At 60.7% G+C, this 16,071-nt stretch carries 15 protein-coding genes; 4 read left to right on the top strand and 11 right to left on the bottom strand.

Annotated features, from left to right (window positions below):
• The first annotated feature begins 16 nt into the window (after positions 1-16).
• Positions 17-724, top strand: a complete 708-nt coding sequence (locus ACZ9BX_RS13805; protein WP_476218528.1) for a glutathione S-transferase family protein — start codon at positions 17-19, stop codon at positions 722-724.
• Between the two features lie 25 nt (positions 725-749).
• Here the strand turns inward: ACZ9BX_RS13805 and betC are convergent, their stop codons facing one another.
• On the bottom strand, positions 750-2,264 hold the full coding sequence (gene betC / locus ACZ9BX_RS13800) for a choline-sulfatase (protein WP_476218527.1): 1,515 nt from the start codon (positions 2,262-2,264) through the stop codon (positions 750-752).
• 235 nt (positions 2,265-2,499) lie between these two features.
• Between betC and ACZ9BX_RS13795 the strand changes: the two genes are divergently transcribed.
• Positions 2,500-3,420, top strand: coding sequence for a choline sulfate utilization transcriptional regulator (locus ACZ9BX_RS13795; RefSeq protein WP_476218526.1), 921 nt, complete (start codon positions 2,500-2,502; stop codon positions 3,418-3,420).
• Here ACZ9BX_RS13795 and otsA read toward each other — a convergent pair.
• The 6 genes from otsA to ACZ9BX_RS13765 all read right to left on the bottom strand — a co-directional run bounded on the left by otsA (position 3,401) and on the right by ACZ9BX_RS13765 (position 9,619).
• Positions 3,401-4,774 carry an alpha,alpha-trehalose-phosphate synthase (UDP-forming) gene (otsA, locus tag ACZ9BX_RS13790; protein ID WP_027510872.1) on the bottom strand — a complete coding sequence of 458 codons (1,374 nt, stop codon included), beginning with the start codon at positions 4,772-4,774 and terminating at the stop codon, positions 3,401-3,403. The genes ACZ9BX_RS13795 and otsA overlap by 20 nt on opposite strands.
• A 44-nt stretch (positions 4,775-4,818) precedes the next feature.
• Positions 4,819-5,616, bottom strand: coding sequence for a trehalose-phosphatase (otsB, locus tag ACZ9BX_RS13785; protein WP_476218525.1), 798 nt, complete (start codon positions 5,614-5,616; stop codon positions 4,819-4,821).
• A 37-nt stretch (positions 5,617-5,653) separates the two neighbouring features.
• Positions 5,654-6,055 carry a GFA family protein gene (locus ACZ9BX_RS13780; RefSeq protein ID WP_476218524.1) on the bottom strand — a complete coding sequence of 134 codons (402 nt, stop codon included), beginning with the start codon at positions 6,053-6,055 and terminating at the stop codon, positions 5,654-5,656.
• Between the two features lie 7 nt (positions 6,056-6,062).
• Positions 6,063-7,556, bottom strand: a complete 1,494-nt coding sequence (locus tag ACZ9BX_RS13775) for a S10 family peptidase (RefSeq protein ID WP_476218523.1) — start codon at positions 7,554-7,556, stop codon at positions 6,063-6,065.
• A 99-nt stretch (positions 7,557-7,655) separates the two neighbouring features.
• Positions 7,656-8,945: a CynX/NimT family MFS transporter gene (locus ACZ9BX_RS13770; RefSeq protein WP_476218522.1), complete on the bottom strand. Its 1,290-nt coding sequence runs from the start codon at positions 8,943-8,945 to the stop codon at positions 7,656-7,658.
• Complete coding sequence (locus tag ACZ9BX_RS13765; protein ID WP_476218521.1) at positions 8,942-9,619, bottom strand: FadR/GntR family transcriptional regulator; 678 nt, start codon at positions 9,617-9,619, stop codon at positions 8,942-8,944. The genes ACZ9BX_RS13770 and ACZ9BX_RS13765 overlap by 4 nt, the downstream gene beginning before the upstream one ends.
• A gap of 520 nt (positions 9,620-10,139) precedes the next feature.
• On the opposite strand from ACZ9BX_RS13765, the gene ACZ9BX_RS13760 reads away from it, so the two are divergent.
• Positions 10,140-10,949, top strand: coding sequence for a class II glutamine amidotransferase (locus ACZ9BX_RS13760; RefSeq protein WP_476218520.1), 810 nt, complete (start codon positions 10,140-10,142; stop codon positions 10,947-10,949).
• On the opposite strand, the gene coaBC is transcribed toward ACZ9BX_RS13760, so the two are convergent.
• From coaBC to ACZ9BX_RS13745, 3 genes are all read right to left on the bottom strand, one after another.
• Complete coding sequence (coaBC, locus tag ACZ9BX_RS13755) at positions 10,936-12,147, bottom strand: bifunctional phosphopantothenoylcysteine decarboxylase/phosphopantothenate--cysteine ligase CoaBC (RefSeq protein WP_476218519.1); 1,212 nt, start codon at positions 12,145-12,147, stop codon at positions 10,936-10,938. The genes ACZ9BX_RS13760 and coaBC overlap by 14 nt on opposite strands.
• 77 nt (positions 12,148-12,224) lie before the next feature.
• Positions 12,225-13,142: a DMT family transporter gene (locus ACZ9BX_RS13750; RefSeq protein WP_476218518.1), complete on the bottom strand. Its 918-nt coding sequence runs from the start codon at positions 13,140-13,142 to the stop codon at positions 12,225-12,227.
• 262 nt (positions 13,143-13,404) lie between these two features.
• Complete coding sequence (locus ACZ9BX_RS13745) at positions 13,405-14,169, bottom strand: SDR family oxidoreductase (RefSeq protein WP_476218517.1); 765 nt, start codon at positions 14,167-14,169, stop codon at positions 13,405-13,407.
• Positions 14,170-14,291: 122 nt separating this feature from the next.
• On the opposite strand from ACZ9BX_RS13745, the gene ACZ9BX_RS13740 reads away from it, so the two are divergent.
• Positions 14,292-15,197, top strand: a complete 906-nt coding sequence (locus tag ACZ9BX_RS13740; RefSeq protein WP_476218516.1) for a LysR family transcriptional regulator — start codon at positions 14,292-14,294, stop codon at positions 15,195-15,197.
• A 1-nt stretch (position 15,198) separates the two neighbouring features.
• On the opposite strand, the gene ACZ9BX_RS13735 is transcribed toward ACZ9BX_RS13740, so the two are convergent.
• Positions 15,199-16,071: a LysR family transcriptional regulator gene (locus ACZ9BX_RS13735; RefSeq protein WP_476218515.1), complete on the bottom strand. Its 873-nt coding sequence runs from the start codon at positions 16,069-16,071 to the stop codon at positions 15,199-15,201.

Raw genomic sequence — 16,071 nt, 5'->3', positions numbered from 1 at the left:
CTGAAAGGAATGATGAATGTCTCCGATTTTGTTTTACGGCGTGCCCGAAGGCTGCTCCTTCGGCTCCATCGTCGCGCTCGAATGGTTAGGCAAACCCTACCGCCTTTGCCGTGTCGAGATGCCGAAGGTAGTATCGGGTGACGACTACAAACGCATCAACGCGATCGGCGAAACACCTTCGCTCATGCTTGGCGATGGCCGCGTCATCAGCGAGAGCATGGCCATTCTCAACTGCATCGCCTCCGACCATATCGGCAAGGGTCTTGGCTTTGCACAGGGCAGCGCTGAGTTCGACAGGCTGAACCAGATGCTTGCCTATCTCAACACCAGCTTCTTCAACGCCTTCAGCCCCCTCTGGTATTCGATCGAACATGAGCTGGAGCCGGAGGCAAAGAAGGCACTGGTCGCCTATGGCGTTGCCAAGGTCGAGAAGGTGCATAGCGTACTCGAGCAACTCCTTGACGGCCGCATGTGGCTGCTTGACAAAGGACCCAGCCTTGCTGACGCTTATTTCGCCGGCATCGCCCGCTGGAACGACGTCCATAATGTCGTGGATCGCAAGCAATTCCCGGCATTGAATAGCCTTTATGAAAGGCTGCAGGAAAATCCGGCGGTGCGCTTTGCCTTGGCGATCGAACACGAACAACAGGTCGAAAGCAGCGGCCGCTTCCTCGGTCACGTCTCGCTGGATGAAGCGTTGGGCTACCTGAAGCAGGCAGCCTGACACGTTGCAAAAATGTCCGTGCGGGTCATTCTCCGCGCGGATATCGCTGGTTCTCTTCCAGCACGTTGAGATCCATGTGGTTGCGCATATAGCGCTCAGATGCCTTCTGCAGCGGCTGGTAATCCCAGGGATAATAGGCGCCATTGCGCAGCGCCGCATAGACGACCCAGCGGCGTGCCTGGCTTTCGCGCACTGCTGCGTCGTAGCTTGTGAGATTCCAGCGTTTGCTTGCCTCTTCGGTCAATGCCGTGAGCATCGCGGCATAGGCAGGGTCCACAGCGAGGTTCTTAAGTTCGTGCGGATCTGCATCAAGGTCGAAGAGCATCGGCGGGTCTTTTTCGCAGAGCGACAGCTTGTAGCGCCCGGCGCGCAGGCAGACGAGCGGCGCGATCGAGCCTTCCGCCGCATATTCCATCGGCACAGGCCCGCGGCTGCCCGTGCCGATAGCGAGCGGCGCCAGATCCTCGCCGTCGGTCCATTTCTTGAGCGAGCTTATGTCGAGACCGGCAAGGCCCGCCAGTGTCGGCGTTACATCCAGCGTCGAAACCGGCTGATCGATTCGCGCTGCGTTCCAGCCAGGTGCGGCAATCATTAGCGGGACGCGCGCCGACCCGTCGAAAAAGCACATCTTGAACCAAAGCCCCCGTTCGCCAAGCATGTCGCCATGATCGGAGACGAAGAGGATGACGGTGTTCTCCGCCATCTGTCCGCGCTCAAGCACGTCGAGGATATCGCCGATTTTCTCGTCCACATAGGAGATATTGGCGAAGTAGCCCTGCCGCGCCCGGCGTATCTGCTCGGGCGTAATGTCGAAAGCCTCGTAATCGCACGCCTCGAGCAGGCGCTGCGAATGCGGGTCAAGCTCGTCGAAGGGCACTGGTCCGACCTGCGGGTCGAGCGCCGGGCAGTCTTCATAGAGGTCCCAGAATTTCTGCCGCGCAACGTAAGGGTCGTGCGGATGCGTAAAGCTGACAGTCAGACACCACGGCCGCTCGTCCTGACGGCGTGAAAGATCGTAGAGTTTGCGGGTCGCGTGATAGGCGACCTCGTCGTCATATTCCATCTGGTTCGTGATTTCGGCGACACCGGCGCCGGTGACGGAACCGAGGTTGTGATACCACCAGTCGATCCGTTCGCCGGGTTTCGTATAGTCGGGCGTCCAGCCGAAATCGGCAGGATAGATATCGGTCGTCAGCCGTTCCTCGAAGCCGTGAAGCTGATCCGGGCCGACGAAATGCATTTTGCCGGAAAGCGCCGTTTGATATCCGGCGGCCCGCAGGTGGTGCGCGTAAGTTGGGATGTCGGAAGCGAACTCCGCGGCGTTGTCATAGACGCGCGTCCGGCTTGGGAGTTGGCCGGACATGAAGGAAGCCCGCGCCGGCGCGCAGAGCGGGCTTGCCGTATAGGTATTGGCGAAGCGCACGGAGCGCTCCGCCAATGCCTTCAGATGCGGCGCATAGAGGAATTCGGCCGGTCCGTCCGGAAACAAGGTCCCGTTGAACTGATCGACCATCAAGATAAGGATATTCGGGCGCGCCATGCGTAGTCTGTCCTTGGATATTAGAGGCCGAGAGAACTTTTTACTGCGTCTGCAGCAGGCTCGCCGTCAAGCGATCACGCTGGAGACGGTGGAGAGAAGGAAGCCTGCAGCGATCCGGTTCATGCGTAAAATTCTTTTCATTGCAGTTCCTCTGTTATTCGAGCAATTTATTGAACATCAGTTTGGTTTCCTTTGTGAAGCTGGCTTTTTTCAATGGATGATCAAAGGATTTTTTATGGCGGAGCGACCAATCGACCTTGGATGGGTTCGCGTATTTGCGGCGGTGGGGAAAATGGGCAGTCTCTCGTCTGCCGCCGGAATTCTCGGCCTGACCCAGCCTGCCGTCAGCTATCAGGTCCGCCGCCTCGAAGAGCAGATGGGCGTCAGCCTCCTGCAGCGGCAGCATCGCGGTGTCGAGTTGACGCCGGAGGGACGCCGGCTTTTCGACGTCGCCTCTCGCACGGTCGATGATGTCGACGCGTTGGTGCGCAGCTTCCGCAGCCAGTCCGAACGCCCCGCGATCAGGCTGAGAACGGATTATGCTTTCTCGTCGCTCTGGTTGATTCCGCGTATGCATACCTTCCGCCTGCTTTATCCGGAAATGGACATCCAGATCGTCGCGACGCAGCGCATGGAGCAGGGCCCGCCGGATGGCGACATTGCCGTCGTTTTCGGAACGCGGCAGGAATTCGGCAGAAACGCGACGCTACTTCTGCCGGAAAGGGTCGTCCCGATTTGCACCCAAGGCTTTCTGGATCGGAACGGCCCCTTCTTCGATCCGTTCGAGATTGCCGGCGCGCGTCTTCTGCATCTCGATACGCGCGCGCCGTCGCCGTGGTTCGATTGGAAGAGTTACCTCGCCGAACTCGGCATCAGCCGTGATGCGGCCGTAGGGCAGGGCGAGCTCAGTTTCAACACCTATTCGCTCGTCGTACAGGCGGCGATCGGTGAGCAGGGGCTGGCGATCGGCTGGATGGGTCTGGTCGATTCGCTTCTCTCGTCACGTATGCTCGTCGCGGCCGGACCGATGCTGGAGGCGAAGGACCGCGGCTACTGGCTTTTGCCGCCGAAAGCGCAGAGCGCAGAGACCGATCGGCTTGCTGCCTGGCTGATCTCTGAGGCAGGCATGGACCCGGTCAAGGCGCAAGATCTTTGAGAAAATCCCGGCACCAGCGCGAAACATCGTGTTCCAGCAAATGGTCCATCATCATCTGCCAGCGCTCTTTCCGCTCTTCCATAGGCATACTGAGCGCGCGGGCCAGCGCGTTTGCCGTACCCTCTATGTCATAAGGGTTGACCAGTAGGGAGCCTTTCAATTCACGGGCGGCACCGGCGAAACGCGAAAGCACGAGCACGCCCGGATCGTTCGGATCCTGCGCGGCCACATATTCCTTCGCTACAAGGTTCATCCCGTCGCGGAGCGGCGTCACGAGGCCGACTTTGCCGAGCCGGTAAAGCCCCGCAAGAATGTGGCGGCCGACGGAGCGGTTGATATAGCGTATCGGCACCCAATCGACGGCGCTGAGAGCGCCGTTCACCCTGCCGGCCTGCTCGGCCACGGTGCGCTGCATGGCTTCGTATTCCGGCACTTCGGAGCGAGATTTCGGCGTGATCTGCAGATAGGTGACGCGCCCCTGCTGCGCTGGGTTTGCAAGGATGAAGCGCTCGAAAGCGTCGATGCGCTGCGTAATTCCCTTGGAGTAATCGAGACGATCGACGCCGATGATCAGGCTGCGGCCTTCTATGCTTAGACGCGCTTTTTTGACCATGCTGTTGGTCGCGGCCTTTTGGGCGAATTCGGCAAAGGCTGCGGTCTCGATGCTGATCGCATAGGCGCCGCCCTTGAAAGTCCGGCCGTGGGAACTGTAGCGCCCTTCGCCAAGCTCGTCGCCGATACCTTCCCGTCTGAGACATCCGGCAAAATTCTCAAGGTCGTGATCCGTCTGAAAGCCGACGACATCGTAGTGCGAGAGGCCACGCATGATCTGCTCGTGAACCGGCATCGTGAAGATTACGTCCGCAGGCGGCCAGGGAATATGAAGGAAAAAGCCGATGCGGTTCTTCAGACCCATTTGACGCAGCTCTGCAGCGAGCGGGATCAGGTGGTAGTCGTGCACCCAGATGAGGTCATCGGGTTCAATCAGCGGCGCCAGTCGATGGGCGAAAAAACGGTTGACGCGGAAATAGCCAGCCATCTCCTTGCGGCCGTATTCCGCGAGATCCAGCCGGTAGTGACAGATCGGCCAGAGAACGCGGTTGGCAAAGCCGTGATAGTATTCATCCACATCGGTATCGGTCAGATCCGTCAGTGCGTAGGTGATATTGCCTTGCTGCAGCCGTGCAAGCGGCGGCGGCTCATGCTCGCCGCTCGATTTTCCCGACCAGCCCATCCATATGCCGCCGCGCTCTTCGAGCGCTGCCTTCAGGGCAACCGCCAGCCCGCCGGCGGGCGCAATGCCGCCCTTGTCGGGAACGGGCACGCGATTGGAGACAATGACGAGACGGCCCATGCCAGGTCCTTTCATACAAGAAAATATTACGAGTGCTCAAATCTTCAGGAGGCCAATGTCGCAATGATGCCGCGCAAAGCCTCGGCAGAGGGGATGGAGCCGCGCGCTTCACTCGCAGGCGAAAGCGGCCCGACGCGGACCGAATGGCCGCCAAGCCGGTTGACCGTGCGAAACATCGCTTCGTCGGTCACGTCATCTCCGATCGCAATGGCGCGTCTGCCGGCAAAGACCGGCTGTGCGAGAAAGGCTTCGACCGCATTGCCCTTGTCGGCGCTGGCGGGACGAATTTCGATGACCATTTTGCCGTGCTGGATCGTCCAGTTCGGTCCCGCTCGGCTAAGCGCCTGTTCCATCAATGGTTCGAGTTCGAGCTCTCTCTCTGGCGCAAGCCGATAATGCGCGGCGACTGCCGCTCCCTTATCCTCGATCAGAACGCCCGCCCAACCTGCAGTCTCGGCGGTGAGATCCTCCTTCAGCCGCTCGAATTCCGCTGTTACTTCGGCTTGGCGCACGCGTCCATCCGGGTCTCGCCGCTCGGCGCCGTGAAGCCCAGCGATCGGAAAGTGAAACGGCGAAAAAAGCTGGTCGGCATAATCAAGCCGCCGGCCGGTCACGAGGGCTAGTGCACCCCCGAGCCTTGTCGACAAGGTGTCGAGATTTGCAGGCAGCGACGGCGGAACGACTATGTCGTCCGGCGTTTCGGCTAGCTCGAGCAAGGTCCCGTCAATATCAAGGAAGAGAGCCCATTTTTCCGGCTCGGCGGAGAGAATAGCGAGAATGGAATCTTTCCCTGAAACCGTATCCGGTTTCGAGGCGCTGAGAGGCTGCTTCTGGTATGACATGAGGCTCTATCTATGTCAGGCCCCGCTTCAGGCAACCCTAGCTTTCCGTTTCGAAGCGCGGCAGGCCTTCGATATTGGCGGTCCAGGGCAGAGCGGAGCGGCACCAGATCTGCTTGCGCGGCCGCAGCTCGGCCCGCTGATCGATCGTGCCGACGCGGATGCCGACGAAGGCGTTGTCCTCTCCCATGCGATAGAGATGCGAACCGCAATCCGGACAGAAGAATTGCCGGCTGCGCGCGCCACTTTCGCCATGCTTGACATAGATTTTCGGCGTGCTGCGGAGAAGCCGGAAGTTCTCCTGCCGCGCAACCGCGCTGACGCGATAAGCCGTCCCTGTCAGCCGCTGGCAATCCGTGCAATGACAGATGCTGACGCGCTCCGGATCGATCTCGGCCTCATAGGCAACCGCGCCGCAATGGCATCCACCGGTAACGTGCATCTGCTCCTCAATCCGCCAGCTGAGTCGCCGGATGGTGGCCATAGAAGGCCTTGGCATCGGCGGTGAAGGCGGCCCGCGCTTTCACATTGGTGTAGAACATATGGCCACCGCGATAGACGTCCAGGCTTACACGGCCTCGGGTGAGGCTTTCAGGCAGATGGTCCACGACATAGCGGCTAACGCCATAGGGCGTGACGATATCGCTGTAACCATGTGCGATCAGCAAGTGAAAGCTTGGGTTGGAACCCAGCAATTCGCGGATGTCGTCCGTTATGCTCGCCTGCAGCCGGGAGCCGCCGCCGCGTCCACCCCCCCATTCCCACTGACGGCTGACGTCGCTTTCGAGCAGCGCATAGGTCATCTCGGTTTTGAAGCCGAGTTCGTTGCGCGCGTAATCGGCAAAAGCGCCCCCATAAGCGCGCGTGAAGCCGTCGAGGACCGCATCGTCACCACGATCGGAGTCTGACTCCGGATAAGGGTCCAGCGTTGCGAACGAAGCATCGTAGGGGCTCATCACCTCGCCTAGCGACCTGGCGGAATTCTTGGCAAAGGCGTTGCCCAGGAAGCCGCGGTTTCGGGTGACGACGTCTTCGGGAATGCCGGCCATCGCTGAGACCTTGCCATAGAATGCTTTCGCAGCGTCCCCCACCGGCGCCGGTCCGGCCAGGGTCGTCAGATATTCGCCGAGCGCGAACTTCTCCGCGTCCTGCTGCGTCCTCTCGTCGAAGGTCTTGCGGCGTTCGGCTTCAGCGGCGGCGAGCGACGGGAACTCGAGAGCAGCCCCAAGTGCAAACCGGTCTGCATTGAACATCAACTGGCCCTCTAGCAACGGCGAGAGCATGATCGCGCCGGAGACGATGACGCCTTGGCTTTGCCGAAGGGCTGCGGCGACCTTCGCCGCTCGGAAACCGCCATAGCTTTCGCCGAGAAGATATTTTGGTGAGCCTGAGCGATTGTTATGCGCGACATAAAGCGCGATCGCCTTTGCGATGCTCTGCGCGTCGGCGCTGACGTTGTAGTAATTCGATGCGTCGTCGGCTCTTGCTGTGCGGCTCCATCCCGTGCCGATCGGATCGATCAGCACGAGATCGGTAAAATCGAGCCAGCTCTGTGGGTTATCGACGAGCTTCGCGTTTGCGCCGTCCCGGGCCTGCGGGCCGAAATCCAATATGCGCGGCCCTACGAGCCCAAGATGCAGGAATGCGGAGGCAGCACCCGGACCACCATTGAACGCGAAGGTGATGGGCCGGTCGGCTACACCCTCCTTGGCGGTATAGGCGGTGTAGAATATCGCGCCTGTCCGCGAGCCGTCCTGACCGAAGAGATCGAGCGTGCCCGCCGTCGCCGTATAGGCCTGCCTGCGGCCGCCGATGTTCCCCTCATGCTGGGTCACGGAATCGGACGGCAACAGCTTCAACACGCCGGGCCGCTCCTGGGCATTCGAGATAGCAGGTGCGGCAAGAGCCAGCAGGGCGAACAGGATGGCAGATCGGAAGGACACTCTTTCCTCCTGGGCGATGGAACACGATCAGCGGCAGCGTAACATCTGCGATCCCAGAGAGGTATCAAGAGATGGTGATATGCAGGTGAGGAGGGGCGCTTACGTCTTCTGGATCGTCCGCGCATTGACGTACAGTGCACGTCCGGCATTCCAGCCGTTGATCGCGGCTCCAAGTCCGAGCAGAACGAAGAGTATCGCGGACCAGGCAAAACCTCCCGTGGCGCTGCGAATGAGCCCGACGATCAGCGGGCCGACAGCGGCCAGCAGATAGCCGACGCATTGTGCCATGCCGGATAGGTGAGCTGCGACATGCGGATCGCGCGAGCGCAGCACGATTGTCGTCATTGCGACTGCAATCAGGCCGCCTTGTCCTATTCCCTGCAGCGCCGCCCAAAGCCAGACCGTCGAAAGCGGCGCGAAGAGCAAGCCGAGCAGGGCTACCACGGCAATGATACAAAGCGACGCATTGATCAGCCGCTGGTCCTTGCCGCGCACGGCAATCTGCGGCGTCACGAGGCAAGCAGCGGCCTGCACCACGACTGATACCGAAACGATGGCGCCGGCAGTCACACCGTCGAGTCCGCGCTCGCGAAGGATCGGCACGAGCCAGCCGAAGACGCAATAGGCCAGCGCTGATTGAAGGCCCATGAAAAGCGTGACCTGCCAGGCAAGCCGGTCGCGCCAAAGCCCCTCGACTCTGAAACCGCTCCGGCGCGGCTGAGCCGGAATCCCGAGAACCTGGGGAAGCCAGATCAGAGCGACGACGAAGGCGGGCAATGCCCAGGCGGCAAGAGCGCCCTCCAGCGATCCGTCGAGCGTGTGCTCGATTGGCAGCGTGAAACCGGCAGCACTCGCCGCGCCGGCGCAAAGCGCCATCGTGTAACAGCCGGTCATCAGCGCGGTACGGTCGGCGAAGTCGCGCTTGACCAGGCCGGGAAGCAGGACGTTTCCGATGGCGATACAAGCACCAGCGAGTGCTGTTCCGAGAAAGAGAAGCGGAACAGAGGATAGCCCGCGCATGGCCGTGCCGAGCGCCAGCAGCAACAGCACGCCGAGGAGCGTTCGCTCGGCACCCATGCGCTGTGCCAGCTTTGGCGCGAGCGGTGAAAAGACACCCAGGCAAACGATGGGAAGCGTGGTCAACAGGCTCGCGCCGAGAGCCGAAAGGCCGAGACCTGAGCGAATTTCCGGCAGCAGCGCCGATGCGCTGGAAAAGACCGGGCGAAGGTTGAAGGCAATGAGCAACAGACTGACGCCGAGAATGATGCGGCTTGCCGCTGTCGACTGTGCAGGCGCTTCCGGTGCGGGAATGCTGTCCGCCTCGGCGTCGATCAACTGCTCGTCGATGGCATCGAGAGCCTCGGCTGTATTAGAAATGGAGGTGGTCATGAAAGAATCATCCGTTCAAGGGCGGCGATCACCGGCTGCATGAAGCGGCGCACGGCGGTATCAGCTTTCGCGGGGCGTCCGGTCTCGATGGCATCGATGATACTGACGTGCGCCTGCATGTTGGGTTCGGGAATATCCTGCCCGAGAGTTGCCTCGATGGTTTCGGCGATCGAAGCCGAGAAGAAGTCATAGATCTCGATCATCGCCCGGTTGCCCGAGGCTGCGATGATCGCCTTGTGAAAGGTAAGATCGCGCTCGATAAAAGCCGCCTTGTCGCCGCCTTCGTAATTGCCGCGCTTGGCCAGAAGGTCGCGCAGCCGAGTGATGATTTCCGGCGTCTGCCGCAGCGAAGCGAGGCGGGCCGCCTCGACATCCAGGGCGCAACGCGCTTCGAATTGGTCGCGCAGGCTTGCCCGCCGGGCCATCGTCAGCGGCCGAGTCGCATCCATCGTCGAAAGGACGTAGGTTCCGGAGCCCTGCCGCGTTTCGAGCAAGCCCTGAGAGACAAGCACGCGCACGGCCTCACGGATCGTGCCCCTGCTGACTGCCAGCGCGGCGGAAAGTGCCGCCTCGTTCGGCAGCTTGTCGCCGACGCTCCATCGCTTCGCGAGGATCTCGCCGCGGATTGCTTCAATCGCGGTCTCGGCCAAGTTTGTTTTGTTGAGCGGCTGCATGGCATATTCATAAAGTCATCAGATGACTTTATGAATATGCCAGCGCCTCGGCGGCTGTCAAAGAAAATCTGCAAAATAAAAAGGGCCGCCTCAGCGACCCTTTCCATGAGTTTGGCCTGTTAACTGGCCTGGACCGTCAAGGCGGCCCCAGGAAGGCGGGGATTAGAGCGAGGGCTGCCTCGCTTTCGTCACCTCTCCCATGCCCGTTACGAGGTCCGAAATCTCATTAGACATTGGATCACCTTCCTTTCGTTCTGTTGCTGATGATCAAAAGGTAAGGAAAAATTTCGATGATGCAAGGGAAATTCTTGCGATGTCCGCCGTGACGTGGCCGAGAGCCAATGTTCACAAACGAAGAAACGTGATCGCCGAATGTGATCGCCTGCAGTGTTTCCAACCCGCATGCCGCCTTGCAAAATTTGCAATCGTTAAGTTTTTATTCACCATCGCGCTCGACAATCGATCGGGCATTTCCAATCAGTCCCGTTGCTGAGACGGCGGGTTCCGGAGTCAGAAAAGCATGTGTCGCTGGGCAGCCTATCGTGGAGACCCCCTCTATCTCGAGGAACTGGTGTCCTCTCCCGCCCATTCACTCATCGAACAATCCCATTGCGCCACCCGCGCCAAGACCGCAACGAATGGCGACGGCTTCGGTATTGCCTGGTATGGCGACCGGCCGGAGCCGGGCCGCTATCGCGACATCCTTCCCGCATGGTCCGACTGCAATCTGAAGAGCCTGGCACGGCAAATCCGCTCGTCGCTTTTCCTGGCCCATGTTCGAGCAGCCACCGGAGGCGGCACACGGCGCGATAATTGCCATCCCTTCACGCACGAGAATTGGTCTTTCATGCACAACGGCCAGATCGGCGGCTTCGAGCGCCTGCGCCGTGCCATGGAGGCGATGCTCGATGACGAGCTCTTCAATGTTCGCAGCGGCACGACTGACTCCGAGCTGATGTTCCTGCTCGCTTTGCAATTCGGCCTGCGCCAGGCGCCGCTCGTTGCGATGGCGGAAATGGTGAGCTTCGTCGAAGGGCTTGCTGAAAACATCCTGGGCAGAGCCCATCTGCGTTTCACCGCCGCGTTTTCCGACGGACAGTCGCTATACGGAATTCGTTATGCAACCGATCGAAGGGCGCCGACGCTTTATGCCTCACCGATGCGCCAGGGACATTGCCTTGTTTCCGAGCCGTTGAACGACGACATCGATGCCTGGGCCGAAATACCGGACGGTAGCGCAGTTACGATTGGCGAGAACGGCATCGAGGTCGCCGCCTTCAAGCCGGAAAAGCGCAGCGGCGTAGTGGCGGATATCGCTATTCCTGCCTGAAGCGCTCGGCAATAAGCGCCGCCAGCTTTTCCGCAACCTCTTCCTTGGCGAGATCCGGCCATTTCTCGACACCGCTTCGGCTGACCAGCTTCACGCTGTTGCGCGTGCCGCCCATGATGCCCGTCGCCGCAGAGACGTCGTTGGCAACGATCAGGTCGGCGCCCTTGCGCTCGAGCTTGGCCTTGGCGTTGCTTTCCACATCCTGCGTCTCGGCGGCAAAGCCGATCACCAGCTTTGGTCGCATCGTGTGGTGACCGACGGTTTTAAGGATGTCCGGGTTTTCGGTGAGAGACAGCGTCGGGATGGACTCGCCCGGATGTTTCTTGATCTTCTGATCGGCGGCAGAGGCCACGCGCCAGTCGGCCACGGCCGCCACCATGACGGCAATATCGGCCGGCAGCGCCCCGAGCACCGCATCGCGCATTTCTTCGGCGCGCTCGACATGAATCGTCCTGACGCTGACGGGATCGGCAATCGCCACTGGTCCGGAGACGAGCGTCACATCCGCGCCGAGCCTCGCAAGTGCCGCGGCAATCGCGTGCCCTTGCCTGCCGGAGGAGCGATTGGTGATGTAGCGGACGGGGTCGATTGGCTCGTGGGTCGGTCCTGAGGTAACGATCGCCCTGCGCCCTGCAAGCGGCTTCGGTCCATCGTCAAGCAACGCTTCCGCGGCGGCTACGATCTCCAGCGGTTCAGCCATGCGGCCGGTGCCGACCTCCTTGCCCTCTGCCATCTCGCCCGCCATCGGCCCGACGAAACGGATTCCATCACTTTTCAGGATGTCGAAATTCCGCTTCGTCGCCGCGTGCGACCACATCTTCGGGTTCATCGCCGGCGCGGCAAGGACCGGCCTGTCCGTCGCGAGCAAAACGGTCGAGGCCAGATCGTCCGCGAAACCGTTCGCCATCTTGGCCATCAGATCGGCCGTCGCCGGCGCGATGACAATGAGGTCGCAGTCGCGGGCAAGCCGGATATGGCCGACATCCTGCTCGTCCTGCCGCGAAAAGAGATCGGTGAACACGTGGTCTGCAGCAAGCGCACCGACGGCAAGCGGCGTCACGAATTCCTGCGCGCCCTTCGTCATCACCGGACGTACCGAGGTCCCGCGCTCGCGCAGGCGCCGGATCAGGTCGAGGCTCTTATAGGCCGCGATGCCGCCTGAAATGATAAGCAGGATGCGTTTGCCGCTGAGAGCCATGGCCTTCTACCCGTCGCCTTGTTGACCACTGCCGACCCTAAGCCTTTGGCGGATAACATGCAATCATCACGGCGCGCCTAAGCTCTCCGGCCATTCGGAGTGAAGATCGCGATCGCAAGTCCGACGCCCGCGAGTTGGAGAATGGAGCCGCCTGCTTCCGCGAGCGTCGGCAGGCGTTGCTCGAAGAGGAAGCCGAAGATCAGTCCAAAGATCGTTTCGGCAACGATCAACTGCGCGGCAAGCGCAAGCGGCAGCCGCTTTGAAGCGATCATCCAGAGCAGCGTCGCCAACCACGCTCCGGCGAGCCCCATGATGAGCGACCAGAGAATGAATCGTAAAACCTCGGCGCCTGTGAAGACGATGTCCGTGCCGATCGAAGTGAATGGGATGAGCACGAGGCTACCGATACCTGCGCCGATACCCTGAAGGCCTGTCCATTGCAGGATATCCGGCGCCTCCGGCGACTGCATTGCCGCCGTGCTCGCAAGTCCGTAAATGACCCACAATGCAAGACCGATCAGCGCTGAGCCGATACCCAGGATGATCGCTGCCTCATCGCCGGAAGGCGTGGCGGAAAAGATCGAGACATTCACCCAACCGATGCCCGCTGCAATCAAGAGCAGCGGCAGGGCGAGCATCTGCCAGGCAACGGAGCGGTCGCGAAAATTCGCAATGATCGCGAGAATCACCGGCATGGTCCCGATGACGAGCGGCGGAATGGCAGCGCCTACAAGCCGAACGGCATAGGCGACGCTGACGAAATAGCCGACATAGCCGACACCGCCGAGAAGCAGTGCGGTGACTGCAAGCCGAGGCTTTATGTTCCTCGGCCGGAAGCGTGGATTGACCATCAGAACCACGCTCGCCACGGCAAAGAGCCCGTAGCGCGCGATTGTCAGGTCCATCGTGTTGAATGGCGCAATGGCGCGGGGCACGACGAAAGTCAGTCCCCACAAAGCGCATGTGGCGAGGCCGCAAAGGACACCGATGAGCATGGTTCACCTGAGGGTAGAGAGTGCCCCGAAAAGCAAAAAGGACGCTCGAGTGATATGCGGGATAACCATGAGGGACAAGTCTCAGCCGCGACATCTGTTTTCCAGCCTTGATCGCTGGAAGAGGCCAACAGGAAAGCGTATTTCGGATGGAAAGCTGCATGAATCCATTGGGAGGATTCATGCAGCTGTTGATAGGTCGATGTGCATTTAAAAGCGTTCGCGATAACCCTGGTGGTTTGAGTGGCAGATAATCGCGCTGCGGTTACGTGCGAGTGATTGAAACGCCGCCGTCGAGCAGCGAAGCCGTGCCTGTTACGAAGCTCGAGTCGTCGGAGGCAAGGTAGAGGACGGAGCGGGCTATTTCTTCCGGCGTTGCGACGCGCTTCAGGGCGTGCAGATTGGTGATGAAGTCCTGTTTGTCCGGCGTATCGTTCATCTCGCGATACATGTCGGTATCGACTGCGCCGGGCAGGATGGCATTGACGCGGACATTCTGCGGGCCGAACTCGGCAGCAAGTGCCTGCGTCAGGCCGATCAGTCCGGACTTGCTGGCGGCGTAGGCGGCAACGCCCGGGAAGGCGAAGCTGTAGCCGACGAAGGTAGAGGTGAAGATCACCGAGCCGCCGCTGTGTTTCGCCATTTCCGCGATCTGGTGTTTGGCGCCCAGGAAAGAGGCGGTGAGGTTGACCGCCAGAGCTTCGTTGAAGCCTGCCTCGGAAACGCCCGTGCTCGGACCAGCTTCGCCGAGCATGCCGGCATTGTTGAAGGCGATGTCGAGCTTGCCGTAATTTTCAATCGCGGCAGCGACAAGTGCCTTCTGATAGTCTTCCGAGCGCACGTCGCCAGCGACTGCAAAGGCTTCGCCGCCGGCACCCTTGATTTCCGCGACGAGGCTGTCGAGTTCTGCCTGCCGACGCGCGCCAATGACGACTTTGGCGCCTTCAGCGGCGAAGAGCTTTGCCGTCGAGCGGCCGATGCCGGAGCTTGCTCCGGTGATGATTGCGACTTTGTTATTCAAGCGGTTCATTGTTCCATCTCCTAGTTGGGAGGGACAGCGTCTGCGGCCCCTTCGATGCGTTGAAGATGGCATTTTCCATGCGTTCGGATTAGTCTTCATATGATGGAACTCGAATTCGGAAATGCCGAACGATGATCAAGATCGAAGGGATAGCGGTTTTCGTCGCAGTGGTGGAATCAGGTTCCGTGAGCGAGGCTGCGAGGCGCCTCCGCCTGTCGAAATCCGTTGTCAGCGAAAGGCTGGCTGATCTGGAAAAGACACTCGGCGGGATGCTGCTTCACCGCACGACACGCAAGCTAACGCTGACGGAAGACGGCACGGCTTTTATGGAGCGTGCGCTTCGAATCCTGCGTGAGATAGAAGAGGCCGCAGCCGACATGGCCGAACGCCGAGGTACGCTCGCCGGTCCCTTGCGTATTGCAGCACCTGTCACCCTCGGTCGCATGCATCTTGGTCCGGCGCTCTATCCGTTTTTGGCCGAGCACCCCGAAATCGCGCTGACGCTCGACATTGATGACCGTCGCGTGGACGCCTCGTCGGAAGGCTACGACGCCATTATCCGCCATGGGCCGATCGCCGATTCCCGCCTGGTAGCCTGGAAGCTCACGCGTAGCCGCCGTCTGCTGACGGCTTCCCCGGCCTATCTCGACCGCCACGGGACACCGGCGACATTGGCCGATCTCGATGATCATCGAGGCCTGTTCTACACTAATCGCGGCATCGCGGACTGGCGCTTCCAGACCCCGGAGGGTGCAATCGTCGTGCGTGCGAAGCTGGCGATGGGTATCAATAATGGCGACATGCTTCGCGATGCGGCAATCGCCGGACTCGGGATTGCGCTGCTGCCGACCTTCATTGCCGGTCCGGCAATCCGCGAAGGCAAGCTCGTCGAGATTGATGTCGGCTACAAGCCCGAAGCTGAGTTCATCTACATGGCGCATCCGGAAGGCCGCAACCCTTCCGCCAAACTCCGCGCCATAGCCGATCACCTGAAAAAAGCCTTCGGCGATCCGCCTTATTGGGATCCTGCAGGCTAAATCAAAGCAGGCTCATCAGGTTTTCCGTTACCGGCGAGCGCTGCGTCTTCAGCACGGCAAGCGCCAGCCGCGCGACAGCAGGCGGCCCGTCGATCGGGCGATAGGCGACGCCATCGAGCCTGATCTGTGCGATCGATGCCGGAACGATCGACACTCCAAGTTCTGCCGCGACCAGATTGACGACGGAGGAAATTTGTGGCGCCTCCTGTGCCACCGTCAGTTCGAAACCCGCTTTCCTGCAGGCGAGCACGACATCGTCGAAGAGGCTGAGGCCAACCAGCCGCGGGAAGAGAATGAACGGCTCTTTCGACAGCAGCGCCAAAGGCAGACGCTCGTACTTCGCCAGCGGATGGTTTGCAGGCAGGGCGACCACCATCGGCTCGTCATCAAGACGCTTCAGGCGCACGCCCGGTGGATCGTCGAGGCTTGGGCGCATGAAGGTCGCATCCAGTTCGCCGCTATTGAGCCTCTCCATCAGCGCCAGCGTGTTCATTTCCGTCAGAGACAGCCGTACTTCCCGCCACTGCGCACGAAACCGTCTGATCGTCGCGCTGACCACCGGATTGAACGCCGAGGATGCCGTAAAGCCGAGCGCCAGCTTGCCCGTCTCGCCGCGATTGGCACGCTGCGCGGCAAGCTTCGCCTTCTCGGCAGAAGCAAGCGACGCTTTGGCTTCGCCTAGAAACGCCTCGCCCGCCACCGTCAATTCCGCGCCGTGCGGCACGCGATGAAACAAGGCCGCACCGACCTCAGCTTCGAGATCGCGAATCTGCTGGCTGAGCGGCGGCTGGCCGATGCCGATCCTTGCGGCCGCCCGCGTAAAATTGCCTTCTTCCGCGACCGCCAGAAAATAGCGAATATGCCGAAGCTCCAT

Source organism: Rhizobium sp. USDA 3886, assembly GCF_056279785.1.
The sequence above is the reverse complement of the archived record's forward strand: the minus strand, read 5'-3'. Positions and strand labels throughout refer to the sequence as shown.

Coding starts and splice junctions, on each gene's coding strand:
- ACZ9BX_RS13780 (WP_476218524.1), bottom strand. CDS start 6,055: ATGCACGTTACCGGTGGATGCCATTGCGGCGCGGTTGCCTATGAGGCC.
- ACZ9BX_RS13735 (WP_476218515.1), bottom strand. CDS start 16,071: ATGGAGCTTCGGCATATTCGCTATTTTCTGGCGGTCGCGGAAGAAGGC.
- coaBC (WP_476218519.1), bottom strand. CDS start 12,147: ATGGCTCTCAGCGGCAAACGCATCCTGCTTATCATTTCAGGCGGCATC.
- ACZ9BX_RS13805 (WP_476218528.1), top strand. CDS start 17: ATGTCTCCGATTTTGTTTTACGGCGTGCCCGAAGGCTGCTCCTTCGGC.
- ACZ9BX_RS13760 (WP_476218520.1), top strand. CDS start 10,140: ATGTGTCGCTGGGCAGCCTATCGTGGAGACCCCCTCTATCTCGAGGAA.
- ACZ9BX_RS13795 (WP_476218526.1), top strand. CDS start 2,500: ATGGCGGAGCGACCAATCGACCTTGGATGGGTTCGCGTATTTGCGGCG.
- ACZ9BX_RS13770 (WP_476218522.1), bottom strand. CDS start 8,945: ATGACCACCTCCATTTCTAATACAGCCGAGGCTCTCGATGCCATCGAC.
- ACZ9BX_RS13750 (WP_476218518.1), bottom strand. CDS start 13,142: ATGCTCATCGGTGTCCTTTGCGGCCTCGCCACATGCGCTTTGTGGGGA.
- ACZ9BX_RS13740 (WP_476218516.1), top strand. CDS start 14,292: ATGATCAAGATCGAAGGGATAGCGGTTTTCGTCGCAGTGGTGGAATCA.
- otsA (WP_027510872.1), bottom strand. CDS start 4,774: ATGGGCCGTCTCGTCATTGTCTCCAATCGCGTGCCCGTTCCCGACAAG.
- otsB (WP_476218525.1), bottom strand. CDS start 5,616: ATGTCATACCAGAAGCAGCCTCTCAGCGCCTCGAAACCGGATACGGTT.
- ACZ9BX_RS13765 (WP_476218521.1), bottom strand. CDS start 9,619: ATGCAGCCGCTCAACAAAACAAACTTGGCCGAGACCGCGATTGAAGCA.
- ACZ9BX_RS13745 (WP_476218517.1), bottom strand. CDS start 14,169: ATGAACCGCTTGAATAACAAAGTCGCAATCATCACCGGAGCAAGCTCC.
- betC (WP_476218527.1), bottom strand. CDS start 2,264: ATGGCGCGCCCGAATATCCTTATCTTGATGGTCGATCAGTTCAACGGG.